We start from the raw sequence: 19,772 nt of genomic DNA, 5'->3' as shown, positions 1-19,772 counted from the left end.
GTTCCCCCTGCGCACCCAGAGGGTTGCCCAAGCAGCGGCAAGGGTGAAAATCCGTCCGACCACCGGTCGGAAACCCGCATCAACAATGCGATCAACTTCCCCGCATTGTACGCCCATCAGGATCAGTTCGGGTGCAATTCCCAACCCCCCGAACTTCGCTGCCCGGTGAATCTTGACATGGGCATGGTGCTTCCGCCTACTGCGCTTGGATGTTTGCCGGGAACAAGGTCATGGCTGGCCAAGGCTCGTCGTTTATGATTGATGACTGACCCCTTATTGCAAAGGGAGCAATTTTATGAAGTGCGTTATTCTGGCCGGCGGTTTGGGCACCCGGCTCAGCGAAGAAACCGTTAGAATACCAAAACCCATGGTCGAGATCGGCGAGCGGCCCATCCTCTGGCACATCATGAAAATTTATGCGGCCCATGGAATTACCGATTTCGTCGTCTGTCTGGGTTACAAAGGCTATGTAATCAAAGAATATTTTGCGAATTTCTTTCTGCACAATTCGGATGTGACGGTCGATCTGGCCAATGGCAAGCTTGAGATTGCAAACAGCAGATCGGAACCGTGGCGGGTGACGCTGGTCGATACCGGCGAAGACAGCCAGACCGGCGGGCGGCTGCGCCGGGTCATGCATCTGCTCAAGGATGAAGAGGCCTTTTGCATGACCTACGGGGACGGGGTCGGCAATGTCGACATCCGTGCACTGGTCGCGTTTCATAAGAACCACCGCAAACGTGCGACGCTGACTGCGGTTGTGCCGCCGGGGCGTTTTGGCGCGCTGGAACTGGCCGGTGACCAGATCGAACGTTTCGCCGAAAAGCCGGGCGGCGACGGCGGCTTTATCAATGGCGGGTTCTTCGTGCTGCACCCCTCGGTCGGTGAACTGCTGCATGGGGATCTGGAAATCTGGGAGCGCGATCCGTTGGAAAAACTGGCTGCAGAGGGCGACCTGATGGCTTTCCGCCATCACGGCTTCTGGCAGCCAATGGACACGCTCCGCGATCGTCGTCAGCTCGAGGAACGCTGGCAGGAAGGCAATGCTCCATGGAAGGTCTGGGAATGACGCTGGGTTCCGCTCCGAAAATCATACTGCTTGGCAATCTGGGTTATATTGGCCCGGTCGTGGCTGCGAACTTGCGGAAATCCTATCCCAACGCCAATCTGATCGGCCTTGATCCCGGGTTTTTCTCGGACCGGCTGACCACACATGACGCTTGGCCCGAACGATATCTGAACCAGCAGATCATCGCTGATATTCGTGACATTGACGCCTGGCTGTTTCAGGGGGCCGATGCGGTTGTTGCGCTGGCCGCCATCTCGAACGATCCGATGGGCGCGCGGTTCGAAGCCGTCACCACCGAGATCAATCAGGACGCCATTGTTCAGGCGGCGCATCTGGCCGCCGAGGCGGGGGTGTCGCGCTTTGTGTTCGCCTCCAGCTGTTCGGTCTATGGCTTTGCCGAGGGCGATGCCCGCTCCGAGGATGCACCTTTGAACCCGCTGACCGCCTATGCCCGCAGCAAGATCGGGACCGAACGGGCGCTGGCGGCCATGGACACGCCGGGGATGCTGCGCACCGCGCTGCGTTTTGCCACCGCCTGCGGGCCGTCGCCCCGGCTGCGGCTGGATTTGGTGCTGAACGATTTTGCCGCCTGCGCGGTCACCGCCGGCAAGATCACCGTGCTGAGCGATGGCAGCCCGTGGCGGCCGCTCATCGACGTGCGCGACATGGCGCGGGCCATCGACTGGGCGATCACCCGGACCGAAGAGGCCGGTGGCCAATGGCTGGCGGTCAATGCCGGGTCGGATGTATGGAATTACCAGATCCGCAATCTTGCGCAGGCAGTGGCCAATGCGGTTCCGGGCGCCAGCTATTCGATCAATCCCGATGCCTCGCCCGACAACCGGTCGTACAAGGTCGACTTTTCGCTCTACAGCCAACTGGCCCCCGCGTATCAGCCGGTTCAGACGCTTGAAGGCACCATCCGGGATCTGCTGCAACTGCTGAACGATATCAGTTTTGGAGATGTCGATTTCAGGTCCTCGCCACTGATGCGGCTGAAGGCGCTCGAAGAGCATATCCGCAATGGCACGCTGAGCGAGGATCTGCGCTGGAGGATGCCGCAATGACACACCCCGTTTGCCGGAGCTGTGGCGCAACCCTGACCCAGACACTGGTCGATCTGGGGCTTTCACCGCTGGCCAATTCCTACGTCCCACCCGAACGCGCGAATACAGCCTGTCCGCGCTATCCGCTGCACGCTTGGGTCTGCAACGGCTGCTATCTGGTTCAGGTCGAAGATGCGGTGCCGGCGGATGAGATATTCAATGCGGATTACGCCTATTTCTCCAGCTATTCGGATAGCTGGCTGGCCCATGCCAAGGCTTATGTCCAGAAGATGGTCGCCCGACTTGATCTGGGGCCGGATGATCTGGTGATCGAGATCGCCTCGAATGATGGGTATCTACTGCAGTATTTCGTCGAACAGGGCATCCCGGTGCTGGGGATCGAGCCATCGGGCAATGTAGCTGCTGCCGCTGAGGAGAAAGGTGTGCGCACGCTGGTCGACTACTTTGGCGAGGCGCTGGCCCAAAAGGTTTCTGAAACCGAGAAACCTCCGTCGCTGATCGCCTCGGCTAATGTTCTGGCGCATGTGCCCGACATCAACGATTTCGTTGCCGGCATCGCCACCCTACTGTCAGATGATGCGGTTTACACGGTCGAGTTTCCACATCTTCTCAACCTGATCAAAAGCGTGCAGTTCGACACGATCTATCACGAGCATTATTCTTACCTGTCGCTGCTGGCGGTCGAGAAGATCTTTGCCAAGGCGGGCCTACGCGTGTTCGATGTCGAGGAACTGCCGACCCATGGCGGATCACTGCGGGTCTATGCCTGTCTCGAAGGTGCCAACCATCCCGAAGGTATTGGTGTGGCAAAGGTCCGCGCCGACGAAGCGGCCGCACAACTTGATCGGCCCGAAGGCTATATGGGTTTCACCGGTCAGGTCGAGGCGCTGCGCGACGGGCTACTCGCCTTCCTGCGCGAGGTTAAAGCCCGCGGCGACACCATCGCCGCCTATGGTGCCGCAGCCAAGGGCAACACGCTGTTGAACTATGCCGGGATCGGCCCCGATCTGATTTCCTACTGCGTCGACCGTAACCCGGCCAAGCAGAACACCCTGCTGCCTGGCAGCCATATCCCCGTGCACGGGGTCGAGACGCTGCGCGCGGCACCACCCAATTACGTGCTGATCTTGCCGTGGAATATCCGCGAGGAAGTCACGGATCAGCTGGCCGACCTCAAAGCCCACGGGACCCGGTTCGCAACTGCCGTGCCCGAGGTCAGGATCAGCTGATGGCACGGGTTCTGCTGACCGGCGCAACCGGCCTGATCGGGCGCGCGACGGCCGCGGCTCTGACAAAGGCGGGCCATGAGGTGGTGACGCTGGGCCGGAACCCGGCCAGCGACATCCCCTGCGATCTGCTGGACCCCGATGCGACGACCAAAGCCCTTGAAACAGCCCGCGCCAGCCATCTGGTTCATCTGGCGTGGCATGACGGACCGCGCGACCGCTGGACCTCTGGGGCCAATCTGGACTGGATGGCGGCCACACTGCATCTGGTGCGGGGCTTCGCGCGCGCAGGCGGCCAGCGCGCGGTCTGCGCCGGAAGCTGCGCTGAATATGACTGGTCAGTTGCGGAGCTGACCGAAACAAGCCCCCTCCAACCCCGCACCCTGTATGGGGCAGCCAAGGCCGGGACCGGTCTGGCGCTGTGTAAGGGACAGGATGCGCTTGGCTTGTCTCTGGTCTGGGCGCGTATCTTTTTTGTTTACGGATCAGGTGAGCCGCCGGGACGGTTGCTTGGCGATCTGATCTCAAACCTGCGGGCCGGTCAGCCGGTGGACTGTACCGACGGGCTGCAGGAGCGGGATTTCCTGCATGTGGACGATCTGGCCCGCGCGCTGTTACGGCTGCTGGAAACCGATGTGACCGGCGCGGTCAATGTTGCCAGCGGTACCGCAATCCCGGTGCGAGACCTGATTGAAGAGGTCGCAAACCAGATGCATCACCCCGACCTGATCCGGCTGGGTGCCATCGCGCGCGCACCGGACGACCCGGATCGGCTGGCGGCAGACGTGACCCGGCTGCGGGACGAGGCCGGATTTGCGCCGCACCATGATATCGTCTCGGGGGTGGCCCGGATTCTGGGGGCCAAAAAGGAACCGGGATGAAACGCGCACCTGTTCTTCGCAAGCAGTCCTTTATGCTTTTCGCCCTAGTCGGCGTGGTGAATACCGCCTTTGGCTTTGCGCTTTTCAGCGTTCTGAATCTTGCGGGCCTGCCGCCGCAGGTGGCCCTGATCCTGGCCTTCATTGTCGGCATGATGTGGAATTTCATGACCCACGCCCGGCTTGTATTCGACACCAAGGGGTTTGGAAAACTGCCACTTTACCTGCTGTCTTACGGGGCGGTCTACATATTCAACGCCCTCTCGCTGGAGGGGTTGCTGATGGCCGGGCTACAGCCAATCGTCGCGCAGGGGCTGGTGGTCCTGCCGGCTGCCGTTCTGGCCTTTATACTTGTTTCCAGGGCACTCACCGAGCGATTTCCGTGGCAGGCAGAGGTCTGATATAGTGATCCTGAAACCGCATATAGAAACACTTTCGATCCGCTGCCGGTCTGTCCGGCGTGGCATCATATCGGAGCATATTTATTAATCAGTACCAGAAGGGTAATCGTCGATGCGTCTTTATCTTGCCGATCTTGGTCATAACCTTGTCACTGCAACATCGGACACCTATCCCCTGGGTGTCGGGAATCTTGCGACTTTCCCCAAAGCTTATGCCAAAAGCCCAACGCCGATTGAGGTCGAGATATTTCGCGACCCGCAAGAGCTCAGAACCGCGATCGACACCGCCGCCCCGGATGTGATCGGCTTTTCCAGTTATTCCTGGAACCACCATCTGGCCCTGTCTTTCGCCGATTATATCAAAGCGGTCAGCCCAGACACCCTGACCCTGATGGGTGGTCCCAACTTTCCGTTGACCGAAGACGAACAGGACAGCTGGATCCGGACCATGCCGCAGATCGACATGCATGTGCGCGGTCCCACCTACGAAGGCGAACGCGCCTTTCTGAGCACGCTGCAGCGATTCATCGATGTCGGTGCCCGCCGCGAGGGCATGTGGGAAGAAGCGGTCGATGGCGCGCTTTACGTCCACCCCCAAAGCGGCGAGATCCTGCGGGGGGGCGAACCGCCCCGCATCCGTGATCTGGACGAAATCCCCTCGCCCTATCTTGCCGGATTGATGGATAAGTTCTTCGACACCGGGCTTTTTGCACTGATGCAGTTGGCGCGCGGCTGCCCCTTCACCTGTGCGTTCTGCAACTCGGCGGTCAAATCGAACTCGAAGGTATTCCGCCATTCGTTCGAACGCACCAAGGCTGATCTGGATTACATCGTGGCCCGCATCAACCACGCCAGCCCGCTCTGTTTTGCCGACGACAATTTCGGCATGTATGTGCAGGATGAAGAGGTGGCCGATTATCTGGGCCATCTGATGGAACGGTACGACTGGCCCAAATACATCCGCACAACTACCGGCAAGAACCGGGGCGACCGGATCATCAAGGTGATGCGCAAGGCCAAGGGCCGGTTGCCCATGACCTCGTCGGTTCAGTCTCTGAATCCGGAAGTTCTGAAGAACATCAACCGCGACAATATCAGTCTGGATACCTATACCGAGGTCCAGCAAGAACTGCATTCAAAGGGCATGCAGTCCTACGGCGAACTGATCCTGTGCATGCCGGGTGAAACCAAGGAATCCTTCATGGATGCGGTGGACAAGCTGATCGAAACCGGAGTCAGCCGGGTGGCTGCACATCAGTTGATGCTGCTGCACGGCGCACCGCTGGCCAATCCCGACAGCCGCGAGAAATTCGGATTCAAGACCCTGCACCGGGTCGTCGCCCGTTGCCTGGGTAAATATACCGGCCCAACCGTGGTCGAGACCGAAGAAATGGTGGTGCAGTCCGAGAATTTCTCGTTCCAGGACTATCTGGATACCCGCGTTTTCCATCTGCTGCTGACGATCTTCTACTACGAAGACAATTTCGAAGAAGCCTTCCGGCTGGCGCGGTCCCGCGGCATCCGGCCCTTCCTAATCGTCAAACATATGCAGGAGATTCTCGCTCAGGCCCCCGAGCCTTTCCGGGATGCGGTGGCCGGGTATCTGGAAGAGAACCAGCAGGAACTGTTCGAAACCCGAGAAGATTGTGCCGCTTGGGCGCAGGAAAATTATGATGACCTGATCAGCGGAGAACTGGGGGGCAATCTGCTCAGCAAATACTCAATGATTGGCAGGTTCATCGTGCTGGACGAGGCGCTTGATTTCCTGAAGCAGGCCATCAGCGACCTTTTGGACAAGGATGACCACCAAGCGCACACAATGCTTGATACGATCATCAATTACTACAGCGCCGTGATGCTGCATGTGCCGTTCTCCGAGACCCTGGAGCATGAACCCGTCTGGAGTTCGTCATTCGATGTCGAGGCCTGGCGGAATTCGGGGTATGAAGGCGCATTGCATGATTACCAGTTCGATGAACCGCGCAATTTCCAGACCCAGGTCGATCCGAGAGTGAAAACCACCCTGTTGTCCCGGATCGAAACCTTTGGCGAACACGCCTCGGGGCTGGGGCGGTTTACACGCACGATGTTTGCCAATGATTTCCGGCGCAACTTCGTGAATGGTGATACCCGGCACGCCGCCGAATAATCCTTTCGCCTAGTCGGGGCCTCCCAGATAGATAACCTCGCGCCCCGGGAAGGCCTCGATCACGGCTGCGTTTTGCTCTACCCCCAGATCGCGCAGGAAAATCGGCTTGTCGGGCGGCAGGAATGGATCGTTGAGGTAAAGCGCGGACCCGATATTGCGTTGCGAGGACACAAACACCAGCGCGTTCCCAATATCTTCGGCCTGCGCCATCCGTCTTACGTCGCCGGAATAGTTGCCATAGTCCTGATATTTCGAAACACCGCGCCATGTTGTGAAGCTGACGACCGAGATCGCGCATAACAACAGGACAACGCCACCCAGACGACCGTGGTATTTTTTGGGCAGGCGGCGGCGGACCTCTTCAATCCCGGCCCCAGCCAGAACCAGCGCCGGCAGCGCCGCTGTGTACCAGTATCGCGGGCCGATATAGAACCCGCCGATAAACCAATAAAAGAACAGTGCGCCGATGATGGTGACGAAAACCAGAATCATCGCCCAGTCGAACTTAGTCAGGCTATTGCGCCAGAGCAGGGCAACCCAGATCGGTATGAGTGATCCGAAAACCCAGCCCAGAAGCTCCATATTGAGCGCCGCAAACCCGTGCAGCATGTTCACCAGCCCTTCCAGCGGGCTGTGACCGGGCCACGTGTCGAGCGCGCCAAAGTCTTTCGCGGGCGGCCCGACGGTTGGGCCGAACCCAAAGGCATTACCGGTTTCCCCCCAGATGCGGACGAAGTAATCCGCCTGTGGCGTCAGCAGAATCTGCCCGGTGAAGGCGTAATTGAACAACAGGAAGGCTGACCCGGACAGAACCCCGCCCACGGCATAGGTCGTGACCTGCCCGAATCCGGCAGGAAGGCGGCGCAGCAGCCACAGGCCCGCCAGGCCCCCTACGATTACCCCGTCGAGTGGCCGGATCACAAAAACCCAGCCCAGGGCCAGCCCGGCAACAAACGTCAATGCAACACTGCGCAGCGTCGATCCTGGCCCCGCCCGCAAAAGGCACCACAGGCCAACAAGAATCATGAAGACTGTCGCCGAATGCGCCATCAAAGACGCGCCCACGGCCAGAACCCACGGTGAGGTCGCCATCAGCAGGGCCACCAGATCGGCACGCTCCTGACTGACAGTGCGCCGCAGGATGTCATGGGTCAGCCAGACCGAGGCCCCTGTCAGCAGCGGGTTGATCAGCCAGGGTGCCCCTATGAGCACACCGATGGACAGGATCGCAGACCAGCCCGGCGCAAAGACCGAGAGCCATCGGTCATCCCGAATATCGAGCAGGAAATACTCCAGCGCAGGCTGGGCGGCCTCGGGTGGTGCCGGGCTCCATAGGGCGCCGCTGGCAAAGATACGGGCCTGGAAAAGATAACACAGTTCATCTTCCACATGCGGCACACGATCAAAGGCCGTCCAGGCGAGTGCCGCGCTGGCCAAAGTGGCGAAGATGGCTAGGCCGGACACCGGAAGGCGCGGGGCTTGATCGGGGCCCGAAACCGTGAAAATCGCAACCAGCGTGGCGATCTGGACAAGAGACAGAACACCTCCGACGCCGATCTGCATCCCGAAGGCGGTATAGTAGCCATAGTTGATGTAAGGCGTGGCTGATACGCTGAAAGCCGCGATCAGCACCACCAGCAGGGCCAGGCGTACTCCCCCGGCCTGCGCGAACAGGCCACGTATTGCCGCCCGCCCGGCAGGCCGCATCAGGACGAAAAGCGCCAGCCCCGCCTGCGCGGCCAGTACCGCCAGCATGATCAGGTTTTCAGGCGGGTCCGCCGAAATCTCGAGCCTTGGAAACCAAAGCGGCTGTGTCAGCCACAATCTGGCCGCGCTGCCCAAAAGCACCACCGCGCCCAAAAGACCGAACAGCAATTTCCCGCGAGGCCAGAACACAGCCAGCAAAAGCACCGATGCCGCCGCCATCGCGGCAAACCAGATACGCATCTCGGCCAGTGTGGCGTTTGTAACCACAGCATCCGCGGCCCAGACCGGCCCGCCGCATGCCCAAAGTATCAACGCACCACCGCACCACCGCAGTGGAACCAGACATGCTCTCATGCCGAATGCTCGTCTTTGATCAGCGCCGGATCCCGGGCAGGGCCTTCAATGTTGATACGTTCCTGTTCGGTGACAATCGGGCCGCCTCGGACCTGATTGTGGATCGAAGTGATGTATTCTCCCAACATGCCGATGAACAGCATCTGAATCCCCGACAGGAAAAACAGCGCCACAATGATGGTCGTGGTTCCGCGCGGGGCTTGGTTCGGATCAAGAAAATACATCAGCACGGCAAACAGGGAAAACAGAATGCAGCTTGCGGCAATCGCCAACCCGCTGAATGTACAGAACCGCATCGGTGCGCGCGTGAATGAGAAAATGGCATTCAGCGCCTGATCGGTCAGCGCCATCAGGCTGTGTTTCGATAAACCTCTTTTCCGGGCCCGCCAGACATAAGGCACAATAATCCTGCGGAACCCGCAGCTTGCGATGATGCCACGGATATACGGATAGTGGTCGTTATGGGACAGGACAGCCTTCAGAACCTTGCGGTCGATCAGCTGAAATTCTCCTACCGACGGTTCCAGCCATACATCCGACAACCCATTGACAATAGAGTAAAAAATGCCGCGCGCCCTGCGCATCATGAACCCTTCTTCCCTGGTGCTGCGCGCGCCGGCGACGACGTCATATCCGCTTTCCCAAAGCTCGACGAATTCCGGGATCATTTCGGGGGGATCCTGCAGGTCCACCGGCAAAATGACGATAACCGCATCCCCTTCGGCATAACGCAACCCGTTGAAGGCAGACCGAAATACGCCGAAATTCCGAGCATTCACCACCACCTTCACATCGGGATCGTTTTTCGCAATGTTGCGAAGGATTTCGACTGTCCGGTCGGTCGACGCATTGTCGATGAAAATATGCTCGCGCCTATAACCGGGCAGATCCTTGTCGAAAATTGCTTTAACGGTTTCGTAGCAATCCGCGACATTGTCTTCTTCATTGAAACACGGCGAGACAATAGAAATCGTTTTCATATCATTTCTTTGCTTAACATCTACGAATGCCGGTTACACACCGCCGGCTCGGTCACGCTTATACCATCCTGTGCAATTGCAGATTCGCGCAACAGTCAATCGGCAGGAATGTTTTAGAATGCAGTGTGCTTGCCGCCACAGACCCGGTCTAAATCCCCGGGGCATGGATATCGCCTGCGTTCTTGCGTCCTTCTTTTCGACCCAATTAATTGCTTTACTATCACCCGAATCCATTGGTCGATTGTGTTCACATGACTCGTAAATTTCGTAACCAGTTATTCCGGCTTCACACCTGGATCGGTTTATATCTTTCCGTCTTTTTCACTTTCATGTTTCTGACGGGTACATTGCTTGTGGCCGGGTTCGAGCTTGAATCCATAGGCAGACCCGCGATCTGGACTTCCATCGCTGAAGAAGAGCGCACGGCAAGTTTCGGCGACATCTACGAGGGCATCAAAACCGCCCACCCCGAAGGCGATGCGTTTGTGATCCTCAAGCGGCCTGCCCCGTGGTTTGTGGACCGTACGTTCGGGCGCTCGGGATGGGGGGAACGCGTAAGCTACTGGACGGACCCCACCACAGGTGCCGTCGTCTATGAGACAGGCGACCCGGGGTTTGCCAGCATTCTTGCGGGCCTTCACGATACGTTTCTGACTGACAACAGAATCGTGTTCATTCTTTTCAGCGCAACGTCGATCCTGCTGCTGTTTCAGATGGTCAGCGGGCTGATCACATACCGGCGGTTCTGGAAAGGGTTTTTCAGGTGGCCCAGCAGCGCGGGCGGGCTCCGGTCATGGGCCGGGGGGGCCCATCGGCTGACGGCCTTGTGGACATTGCCGCTGATTCTTGTGATTGCCATCACCAGTTTTTATTTCCTGCTGGGCGGTTTGGGGATTGAAGGGGAAAAGCTGAAATTCCCACCCCCTGCCCCGCGCGAAACCGCCCTGCCCGAAGGGTTTGACGGGGCCCTTATCGACCAGGCCGAAGCGCATGCGCGCGCCGCCCTGCCCGGCCTTGAGCCGAACATCCTGATCATTCCCGGCGGCAAGCGCGGTGCTTTGAAATTCGGCGGTCCGCATCCGGATTTTTCCCATCTTCGCGGCGGCAGCACCGTCGCCGTAGATCCGCTGACGCTTGAGGTTCTTGGCGTCCACACACCGGGCGACCTAAAGGGGCTGGGCACATTGGAACTGTTGATGGAACTGCTTCATTACGGGCTTTGGGGCGGTGCGTTTTCAATGGCGCTCTGGATTGTGCTGGGGCTTGTGGCCACAGGTCTGGCCTTTACCGGCTCGCTGATTTACGCGGCCCGTCTGGCCCCTGCTGCGACTTCGGCGGGGGGCTCTTTCAGGCGCATCTGGCGCGGGATGGGCGTTCTGCGCTGGATCTATCCGCTGCTCCTGCTGGGCATGCTTTCCGTCATATATTGGCGTGTGAATCCGGACGCCTATATACCGTCGCGCGTGAACCCGGTTGATGCCAAAGGCGCAGTAGCACAGCTGATCCTGCATGAACCGCTAAGGCGCGATACCCCGATTGAGATCGAACTGCAGATCGGCGCAGCCGATGTCGACACAGCCCTGGTCGGGGTCAACGGCGCAGCAGCCCAACCGGTTGATCTGACCCGGGACGGAGATAAAGCTCTGGGCCGTTTCGGATTTGATCCGCTGGAAGCGGGCAACGAGGTCATCGCTTACCTGAAAAAACAGGACGGCGATGAACAGAAAATCACGTTCCGAATGGGCAGCCCCATCTGGTGAGATCACACCCGGGCGGCCAGAGCCCTGAGCACAGCAAACCTGTCCCGCATCGTCACAAAGGCGAGGCAGGTGTAAATCACCACACCTGTCACGATGCCCACGCCCAGACGCAGGATGTTTGTCTGATCACCCAAAAGCGCCAGGCATCCCACAACACCCGCCGCCATGACCCCCGCCGAGATCAGGGGCAGGGCATGCAGCGACGCCAGCCTAAGCGCAGGCTGCCCCGAGATCCTTGCCAGATTTGCGAATTTGAACGGCCACATGATCAGAAAGACGGCGATAAAGGCTGTTGTGACGACCGACACGCCATACGGGGCGGTAACCGTGATCGCAATGGCCGCAAGCACCACCTCGATCCATGACAGCACGGCCAGCCTGCCTGGCTGACCAGACGCCAGGCAGAATGTCTGCTGCACCCTTTCGGTGCAGAGATACATTCCGAAAACGGACATCAGGCTCAGAACCGGCGCGGCCGGAATCCACTTCTGTCCAAACAGCAGAACCAGCACCGGCTCCGACAGAACCGCCAATCCGGCAAAGGCCGGAAAGGTCACGAACCCCGTCAGGCGCATGACATCCAAAAGCATCTCGGACGCCTTGCCGCCCCCGCGCGTCACCGCCGCAAAAGCGGGCTGCGAGACCATGCGCAATGGCGTGATGGTCAGGAACGACGCCGTTTCCACAACCCGCCAGGCAATCGCATAATACCCGGCTGAGACCGGACCCAGCATCGCCCCGATCAGAACCGCAGGGGACTGCACCGCCACCAATTCGGCCGCGCGCAGCCCGATGATGCGGTGGCTGAAATGCAGATCCTGCCGGATCTGATGCCCCGAGACGTGAAAACTCGGCCGCCACGATACGGCCCCCCAGGCCATCACGATATTGGTGGCGGTCATCGCCACCCGCTGACCAACCAGGCTCCAGACCCCGTAGCCCGCAAGGGCCATTCCGATCCCGACAGCCCCGCCAACGATGGCCCCAAGCACCGCGCGCAGGGCAAGAACACGAAACCGCATCTCGCGCCGCAACAGCGCCACAGGCACCGCCGTGAGCGAGATCATCAGCACCGTTGGCGACAATCCAATCAGCAATTGCCCGGCAATCGCTTCGTCATAAAAGGTCGATACCGGCCCCGCACCCAGAATGATCAGCACGGTCAGACAAGCCCCCAGAAGTGCCAGCAGCCAAAAGACCGAATTCAGCCGTTCGGGCGTCAGCGTGTCATGGGTCAGCAAAATCTCGGATATGGTTTCGCGGACCAGAAATTCGGAAAACAGGACAAAGGCGGCAGCCATTGCCACCAGGCCAAAGGCCTCGGCCCCAAGCAACCGCGCAAGAATGGCGATGATTATGAAATTGAATGCCTGTTCGGCCCAGACGCCAACAGACATCCAGGCAACGCCGCTGGTGAAACGCCGCCCCCGCGACATCAGAATCCTTCCCACTGCCCTACTGCCGCACGAAACCGCCGACATTCTGAAGTGTAGCGTAGCGGTTCAGAAACAATGCTGTCGAGACCACCCATCCTTCTTTGGCGCTGCGACCAACCAGCTTCCATTCTCAAAACCCCTCGGACAATAGTCGTGGACATTGGGCATATCCTGCCAACGTCTCAATATTTCGCCAACGGGCACCGGGGCTGTACAGCAAGAGTTTCAAGTCACTTAAGGATCAACCGGACGGTCAGGTCATTATTGATCTTATTTTGGAAACAATATTTTCGTAACCTCGTGGTTAAAAAGCATCCGTGTTTATCAGAAAAACCACGATTAATCCGCCCGGCCCGGCAGGGAAAACCAAAGCCATGACCGCCATTTTTGAATTACAGGGTAGGATTACAACAAGGTGGCGTAAAATGCGGCAAGTGACACGCGGGACTTGATGTTAGAAAAACCGAATTTGGTCAAAATTATTGTCTATATTCAGCTTGTCTGTGTTTGAATACTATAGGCAGCGATGGGAATTGAGCCCGTCACACCCTGAACAGCATGCATGCCAAACGGGGCAGAATACATATTAAGTACGCAAAGGGATTTCATTTTCATGAACAAGGTTGCCGAGCAGATCACCCCGGACAACATCCCAACCGGCACGCCGGACACTTCTGGCATGAGCCTGAGCGTGGTCATCCCTGCCTATAACGAAGAAAACGCCGTCCGTGGCACTGTTGAAGATGTGCGGGCCCATCTCGAACCGCTGGGTATTCCGTACGAGATCATCGTGGTCGACGATGCCAGCCAGGACAACACCCGCGCCGAAGCCGAGGCCAGCGGTGCCACCGTCACCTTCAACGACGTCAATTCCGGATACGGCGCCAGCCTCAAGCGCGGGGTGCGGATGGCGCAATACGAATACTTGGCCATCCTTGATGCCGACAGCACCTATCCGGCGCGTTACCTGCCGGGCATGCTGGCCATGTGCCGCGATCAGGACATGGTGGTGGGCGATCGGGGCGCCGCAATGAAGAACGTGCCGCTGCTGCGGCGGCCGGCCAAGAAGTTCCTGTTCGCCTTTGCCTCATTCCTGGCCGAGCGCAAGATCAACGACCTCAATTCCGGGCTGCGTGTGTTCCGCAAATCCGAGCTGATCCCGTTCCTGCCACTGCTGCCACAGAATTTCTCGTTCACCACCACGATCACACTGTGCATGACCTCGAATGGCAAGCGGATGATCTATACGCCGATCGAATACGGTAAGCGGGTGGGTAAATCAAAAATCCGACCGATCGATTTTCTGAACTTCATCATCCTGATCCTGCGCATCAGCACTCTGTTCAACCCGCTGCGGGTGTTCATCCCGTTGGGACTGGTGTTTTTCACGTTGGGTACGGTGAAGTTCATTATCGACATGTTCTACTGGAACCTCAGCGAAACGGCGGTGTTCTCATTCCTGGCGGCGATCATGATCTGGTCGTTGGGGTTGATTGCCGACATGATTTCGCGGCTGCACCTCAGACCCTGATATGAGCGGCGGCATGCTTTCCGATCCAACTCAACGGCGCTGGCTGATCCGGCTGGCCGGGTCGGCTTTGGTGTTGGCGATCCTGTTCTGGATCCTTCCGGCCGAGGCTATCGTGGCGGCATTCAAGGCAATCCCGATCTGGGTGTTCCTGAGCGTACTGGTCCTGTTCCTGTTGGCCCATGTGGGTGCAGCGCTGAAATGGTGGCTGCTGCTGGGCCGCGGGCTTTCGCCCCTGCTGGCTGTCCGGGCGCATTTTGCCGGTCTGGCTGCCAATCTGTGCCTGCCGGGCGCGATTGGGGGCGATACGGTGCGCGCCGGGATGGCACAAGCGGCAATGAAAGACGGGGCGCGGGTCGTCGCAGGCGCAACCGTGGATCGGCTGATCGACATGGTGGCCTTGTTGACCTTGTCCTGCCTTGGGCTTGTCCTGACATGGGAACGGGCCGAGGGCGGACATATGATCTGGCCTGTGGCGCTGGTCTTGCTTGCGGCGCTGGCGGGTATGGTCGCATTGCCGCGCCTGCTGCCCCTGCCCTGGCGCTATGTCCCGTCTCTGCCTGGTAAGGGCTTTGCGCGTCGTCTGGCCGATGCGCTGACCAGGTTGGGCCGCAAGCCCGGCACGCTGGCGGCGGCCTTTATCGCGTCGGTTTTGATCCAGTTGTTGTTGGTCATGCTGGCCTGGTGGCTGGCCATCGCGGCGGGTGTCGATGTGGCAGCCGGACCGTGGATATTTGCCTGGCCTCTGGCCAAGATTATCGCAGTTCTGCCGGTGTCGTTGAACGGGCTGGGCCTGCGCGAGGCCACGCTGGCGGGCTTTCTGACCCCCTTTGGTGCCAGCGCGCCTGCCGTCGTGGCAGCCGGGCTGGTCTGGCAGGTTGTTCTGTTTACAGCGGGCGGGTTTGGCGCGCTGGTTCTGACAATGTCCGGGATGCGGTTTAGCGCTCCGGCGAATTCCCAAAAGGAAGAGTGCAAGTGACGGATGTTTCCCGGCCAACAGGCGAGGATAAGCCTGAAATCATCATACTCGGTGCCGGACCCGCTGGTCTGGCCGCAGCATACGCCCTGACCGGGCAGGCAAAGGTGACCGTGATCGAACGCGCACCCATTGCAGGCGGCAATTCGGCCTCGTTCCCGGTCGAAGGCGTGATTTGCGATTATGGCTCGCACCGGTTTCACCCTGCGGCAGAGCCTGAGGTGCTGCAGGATGTGAAAACGCTGTTGGGTGACGATCTGCTGCTGCGCCCGCGCCATGGGCGTATCCGGCTGGGCGGCAAATGGATTCACTTCCCGCTGAAACTGACCGATGCCCTGATGCGTCTGCCCAAACCCTTTGCCGCATCGCTGGTCGGGGACATGGTGCTGAAACCTTTTCGCAAGAAAAGCACGGGCCCCGAGACATTCTCGACCGTGCTTTATGACGGGTTGGGGCCAACGATTTCGGACAATTTCTATTTCCCCTACGTGCGCAAACTCTGGGGGCTGGATCCGGAAAAGCTGGCCGTCAAGCTGGCCGAGCGCCGGGTCGGCAGCGGATCGGTCGGCAAGATCCTGATGAAGATGCTGCGCCTGGTGCCTGGGCTGCGCAGCGAAACCGCCGGGCGGTTTTTCTATCCGCGCAAAGGGTTCGGACAAATCTCCGACGCAATGCTTGAAAGCGCGCGCACAAATGGCGCCACCTTCATGTTCAACACCGAAATCACTGGGATTGACCGCGACGGCGACCGTATCACCGGGTTGACGATCCGCGACGGCGACAGCGAGCGGCATGTGACCGGCGATCTGATCCTGTCGACCATTCCTCTGACCGGGTTGACGCGCCTGATCGACGCCCCTCCGCCGGAAGTGGTCGATGCCGCCCGCGCCATCCGGTTTAGGGGCATGATCCTGCTGTATCTGGTACTCGAGACAGACCAGTTCACCGAGTTCGACGCGCATTACTTTCCGGAATTGTCGATCCCGATCAGCCGGATGTCGGAGCCTAAGAACTATAACGCCAGTGGCGCGCCGAAGGGCGTGACCGTGCTGTGCGCCGAACTGCCCTGCGACCCGGATGAAAAGTGGTGGTCCATGTCCGACGAAGAACTGGGGCAGGAGTTCACCAAATGGTTGGACCAGCTGGGCCTGCCGGTCACCGTGCCGGTGCGCCGCTGTGAATCCCGACGGCTGAGCCACGCCTATCCGGTTTACGACGTGGGGTATGAGGCGCGGTTTGATACGGTTGATCAGTGGCTCTCAAATCTGGACGGATTGCTCGTATTTGGACGTCAGGGATTGTTCGCCCATGACAACACCCACCACGCCTTTGCCATGGCCTATGGCGCGGCGGATTGTATCAACGGCACAGGTCAGGTCGACCGCGCGAAATGGAATAAATATCGCGAGGTCTTTGCTACTCATGTGGTGGAAGACTGACCCATGACCGCCTGGCAGGCCGATATCCTGATGTATCATTCGATCTCGGATGCGTCTGGACCGACCTCAATCGCGCCCGAGGTGTTCAAGGCCCAGATGCAGGCGCTGGCGGCATCCGGCCTGCCGGTGGTCACGCCCGATGCGCTGGCCAACCCGCCCGACCCCCGCGTGGTCATCATCAGTTTCGATGACGGGTTCGAAGATTTCGCCGATACCGCCTGGCCCATTCTGCGCGATCATGGCTTCTGCCCCATCGTCTATCTGCCCTCGGGCCTGATGGGCGGGATGGACCACTGGGTCGGAGGCAACATCCCGCCCCGCCCCCTGATGGGTTGGGACAGGATCGAAGCCCTGGCAGGGGAAGGGGTCTGTTTTGGCGCGCATAGTGTCAACCACCCCGATCTCACCACGCTGGATACGCTCATGCTGGAAGAGGAAGTAAGTGGCTCCGGTCAGGACATTGCCGCGCGGCTGGGCCAGCCTGTCAGACATTTCGCACCGCCTTACGGCGCGTCGAATAGCAGCGTACTCAGACAGATCGCTCAGCATTACGACACTTCGGTCGGCACCAGGCTGGGCGTGGCCAAGGCGGGGGACGATATCCACGATCTGCCCCGGCTCGAGATGTTTTACTTTACCGACATCGCCCGTTGGAAAGCGCATTTGGAAGGGCGCGGCAAAGCCTATCTGACGGCGCGCAAGACAATGCGAGGGGTGCGCGCGGCAATACGCGGGCAACCGTGGTGAACAGATCTTTTCCGTCTGCGGCTATAGCCGGATACGCAGCGCGGGTTGTACGATCCGGGTATATTGGTTTTGAACAAGTAACAGGTACGAACAAATGCATATTCTGGTTACCGGAGGCGCCGGGTTTATAGGCTCTCATCTGACGGAACAACTGATCCGGGATGGCCACACGGTCACGGTCCTTGATGATCTCTCGACTGGGCGGGTGGCAAATCTGGCCTCTGTTGCGGACCACCCAAATTTCACATTCACGGAAGGCTCAATTCTGGATCGCCAGATGGTCACCGATCTGGTTCGCCCGGCCGATGTTGTTTTTCATCTGGCCGCCGCCGTTGGTGTCAAACTGATCATGGATGAACCCAGCCGCTCGATCCTAACCAATGTCGCCGGCACCGAGAATGTTCTGGATGCGGCCTTGCCGAGCAAGACCTATACATTTGTCGCCTCCACTTCCGAGGTTTACGGGAAAAGTACAAAATTCCCATTTCAGGAAGACGACGATCTGACCATTGGGGCCACGCGCAACCTGCGCTGGTCCTACGCCTGTGCCAAAACGCTGGATGAGTTTCTGGCGCTGGCCCATGCGCGCGAATCCGGTCTGCCGGTCACGGTTCTGCGGTTTTTTAACACCACCGGGCCGCGACAGACGGGCCGCTATGGCATGGTGTTGCCGAATTTCGTGAAAGCCGCGCTGGAGGGTGCGCCCCTGATGGTGCATGGCAGTGGCGAGCAGTCGCGTTGCTTCGGTCACGTGGCCGATGTCGTCAAGGCATTGGGGTTGCTGATGAACGCACCACAGGCAAAAGGCGAGGTGTTCAATATCGGCTCGAACGAAGAAGTCACAATCCGCGCTTTGGCTGAAAAGGTCATTGAACTCACCGGGTCCAACTCGGAAATCCGCTATGTTCCCTATGACGCGGTATATCCCGAAGGGTTCGAGGATATGCAGCGCCGGCTGCCCGATGTGTCAAAGCTGGAGCGCGTCACTGGATTCCGCCCGATGCGCACGCTGCAGCAGACTATCGAAGATATCATCACTGAAATGCAGGCCCCGGTTTCCGCATGAGCCGTCAGGTTCCCATCTGTGACTGATCTGGTGATCGGCTCCGGGCCGTCCGGCGTGTCTGTGGCCATGGCTTTGCTGAACCGGGGGCGTCAGGTTCTGATGCTGGACCCGGGCGGCAGGCTGGAGGCCCCAGCGCAAGACCGCCGTGACAAACTTGCGGCTTCGGATCCCGACACCTGGTCTGTTGATGACCAAAAAAAATGGCAGGCCCCGCAATTCGACACACCGCCCGGGCAGGTGCGCCGGTTCGGGTCGGATTTTGCCATGGTGCCGGGCGCCAAGACACTGGTGTCGCCGGATCAAATCGGCTTGCGGGCCTCGCATGCCACTGGCGGGTTGTCCAACCTTTGGGGGTCGGCGGTTTTGCCCAACCGCGCCGAAGATATCGCCGACTGGCCGATCAGCATTGAGGACCTGTCACCGCATTACCAAGCCGTCGCCCAGTTCCTTCCGATAAGCGGTCGGCAGGATGCATTGCAGGCTCTGTTCCCTGCCCTTTCGATGCAGGACCGGGTGCCATTGACCCCATCCCCACAGGCGCAGCAGATGTTGCAGCTGCTGGAGCATCAGAAAAGCGGCCTGTCAGAGCTGGGCGCCCATGCCGGACTGGCCCGTTTGGCCGTTGAGCCCGATTGCCGGTATTGCGGTCAATGCCTGCATGGATGCCCCTGGGGGTACATCTATTCAGCCAGAAAAACGTTCGATGACTTGCGCCATCACTCTGCGTTTCAGTACCACACCGGTCTGGCCCGTCGGTTCCAGGAACATGCCGACCACGTTGCGGTAACGTTGGACAATGGGGAAACCCTGCAAGCAACTCGTGTCTTTGTTGCTGCAGGGGTTCTGGAAACGGCGCGTCTGCTTCTGACCTCGTCGCCGGACCCGACCACCCGTTTGCAGTTGCAGGACAGTCAGCATTTCTTTCTGCCCAGCCTGCACCGCTGGCGCACACCGCGCCGTCCGGACCAAAGGCCCTATCACACCCTGCC

Annotated in this window: 16 protein-coding genes; 13 read left to right on the top strand and 3 right to left on the bottom strand. The window is 59.4% G+C overall.

Going from position 1 to position 19,772, the window contains the following annotated elements; translation table 11 throughout:
• Positions 1 to 295 precede the first annotated feature (295 nt).
• From rfbF to ACR0B8_RS19230, 6 genes are all read left to right on the top strand, one after another.
• Positions 296 to 1,069: a glucose-1-phosphate cytidylyltransferase gene (gene rfbF, locus ACR0B8_RS19255; RefSeq protein WP_170359815.1), complete on the top strand. Its 774-nt coding sequence runs from the start codon at positions 296 to 298 to the stop codon at positions 1,067 to 1,069.
• Positions 1,051 to 2,136 carry an NAD-dependent epimerase/dehydratase family protein gene (locus ACR0B8_RS19250; protein ID WP_217356015.1) on the top strand — a complete coding sequence of 362 codons (1,086 nt, stop codon included), beginning with the start codon at positions 1,051 to 1,053 and terminating at the stop codon, positions 2,134 to 2,136. Before rfbF ends, ACR0B8_RS19250 begins: the two co-directional genes overlap by 19 nt.
• Positions 2,133 to 3,365: a class I SAM-dependent methyltransferase gene (locus tag ACR0B8_RS19245; RefSeq protein ID WP_170359817.1), complete on the top strand. Its 1,233-nt coding sequence runs from the start codon at positions 2,133 to 2,135 to the stop codon at positions 3,363 to 3,365. Before ACR0B8_RS19250 ends, ACR0B8_RS19245 begins: the two co-directional genes overlap by 4 nt.
• On the top strand, positions 3,365 to 4,243 hold the full coding sequence (locus ACR0B8_RS19240) for an NAD-dependent epimerase/dehydratase family protein (RefSeq protein ID WP_226689876.1): 879 nt from the start codon (positions 3,365 to 3,367) through the stop codon (positions 4,241 to 4,243). The genes ACR0B8_RS19245 and ACR0B8_RS19240 overlap by 1 nt, the downstream gene beginning before the upstream one ends.
• A 32-nt stretch (positions 4,244 to 4,275) precedes the next feature.
• Positions 4,276 to 4,641: a GtrA family protein gene (locus ACR0B8_RS19235; protein ID WP_226689875.1), complete on the top strand. Its 366-nt coding sequence runs from the start codon at positions 4,276 to 4,278 to the stop codon at positions 4,639 to 4,641.
• Between the two features lie 112 nt (positions 4,642 to 4,753).
• Positions 4,754 to 6,790 (top strand): B12-binding domain-containing radical SAM protein, encoded by a 2,037-nt coding sequence (locus ACR0B8_RS19230; RefSeq protein ID WP_170359823.1) that lies wholly within the window; start codon positions 4,754 to 4,756, stop codon positions 6,788 to 6,790.
• A gap of 9 nt (positions 6,791 to 6,799) precedes the next feature.
• Here the strand turns inward: ACR0B8_RS19230 and ACR0B8_RS19225 are convergent, their stop codons facing one another.
• A complete protein-coding gene (locus tag ACR0B8_RS19225; RefSeq protein WP_226689874.1) occupies positions 6,800 to 8,851 on the bottom strand; it encodes a hypothetical protein in 2,052 nt (683 codons plus the stop codon).
• Positions 8,848 to 9,831, bottom strand: coding sequence for a glycosyltransferase (locus ACR0B8_RS19220; protein ID WP_226689873.1), 984 nt, complete (start codon positions 9,829 to 9,831; stop codon positions 8,848 to 8,850). Before ACR0B8_RS19220 ends, ACR0B8_RS19225 begins: the two co-directional genes overlap by 4 nt.
• A gap of 251 nt (positions 9,832 to 10,082) precedes the next feature.
• Here ACR0B8_RS19220 and ACR0B8_RS19215 point away from each other — a divergent pair, with 251 nt between their 5' ends.
• A complete protein-coding gene (locus tag ACR0B8_RS19215) occupies positions 10,083 to 11,591 on the top strand; it encodes a PepSY-associated TM helix domain-containing protein (RefSeq protein ID WP_226689872.1) in 1,509 nt (502 codons plus the stop codon).
• Between the two features lie 2 nt (positions 11,592 to 11,593).
• Here ACR0B8_RS19215 and ACR0B8_RS19210 read toward each other — a convergent pair whose 3' ends face one another.
• Positions 11,594 to 13,027, bottom strand: a complete 1,434-nt coding sequence (locus tag ACR0B8_RS19210; RefSeq protein ID WP_226689871.1) for a lipopolysaccharide biosynthesis protein — start codon at positions 13,025 to 13,027, stop codon at positions 11,594 to 11,596.
• Positions 13,028 to 13,640: 613 nt separating this feature from the next.
• On the opposite strand from ACR0B8_RS19210, the gene ACR0B8_RS19205 reads away from it, so the two are divergent.
• The 6 genes from ACR0B8_RS19205 to ACR0B8_RS19180 form a co-directional block, all read left to right on the top strand.
• Positions 13,641 to 14,558, top strand: a complete 918-nt coding sequence (locus tag ACR0B8_RS19205; RefSeq protein ID WP_226689870.1) for a glycosyltransferase family 2 protein — start codon at positions 13,641 to 13,643, stop codon at positions 14,556 to 14,558.
• A 13-nt stretch (positions 14,559 to 14,571) separates the two neighbouring features.
• A complete protein-coding gene (locus ACR0B8_RS19200) occupies positions 14,572 to 15,534 on the top strand; it encodes a lysylphosphatidylglycerol synthase transmembrane domain-containing protein (protein WP_226689869.1) in 963 nt (320 codons plus the stop codon).
• Complete coding sequence (locus ACR0B8_RS19195) at positions 15,531 to 16,970, top strand: protoporphyrinogen/coproporphyrinogen oxidase (protein WP_226689868.1); 1,440 nt, start codon at positions 15,531 to 15,533, stop codon at positions 16,968 to 16,970. Before ACR0B8_RS19200 ends, ACR0B8_RS19195 begins: the two co-directional genes overlap by 4 nt.
• A gap of 3 nt (positions 16,971 to 16,973) precedes the next feature.
• Positions 16,974 to 17,717, top strand: a complete 744-nt coding sequence (locus ACR0B8_RS19190) for a polysaccharide deacetylase family protein (RefSeq protein WP_226689867.1) — start codon at positions 16,974 to 16,976, stop codon at positions 17,715 to 17,717.
• 94 nt (positions 17,718 to 17,811) lie between these two features.
• Positions 17,812 to 18,783: an NAD-dependent epimerase/dehydratase family protein gene (locus ACR0B8_RS19185; protein WP_226689866.1), complete on the top strand. Its 972-nt coding sequence runs from the start codon at positions 17,812 to 17,814 to the stop codon at positions 18,781 to 18,783.
• Between the two features lie 18 nt (positions 18,784 to 18,801).
• On the top strand, positions 18,802 to 19,772 hold a 971-nt coding region (locus ACR0B8_RS19180), incomplete at its 3' end, for a hypothetical protein (RefSeq protein ID WP_480686159.1).

This window comes from Ruegeria sp. BH6 (assembly GCF_056538105.1).
The sequence above is the reverse complement of the archived record's forward strand: the minus strand, read 5'-3'. Positions and strand labels throughout refer to the sequence as shown.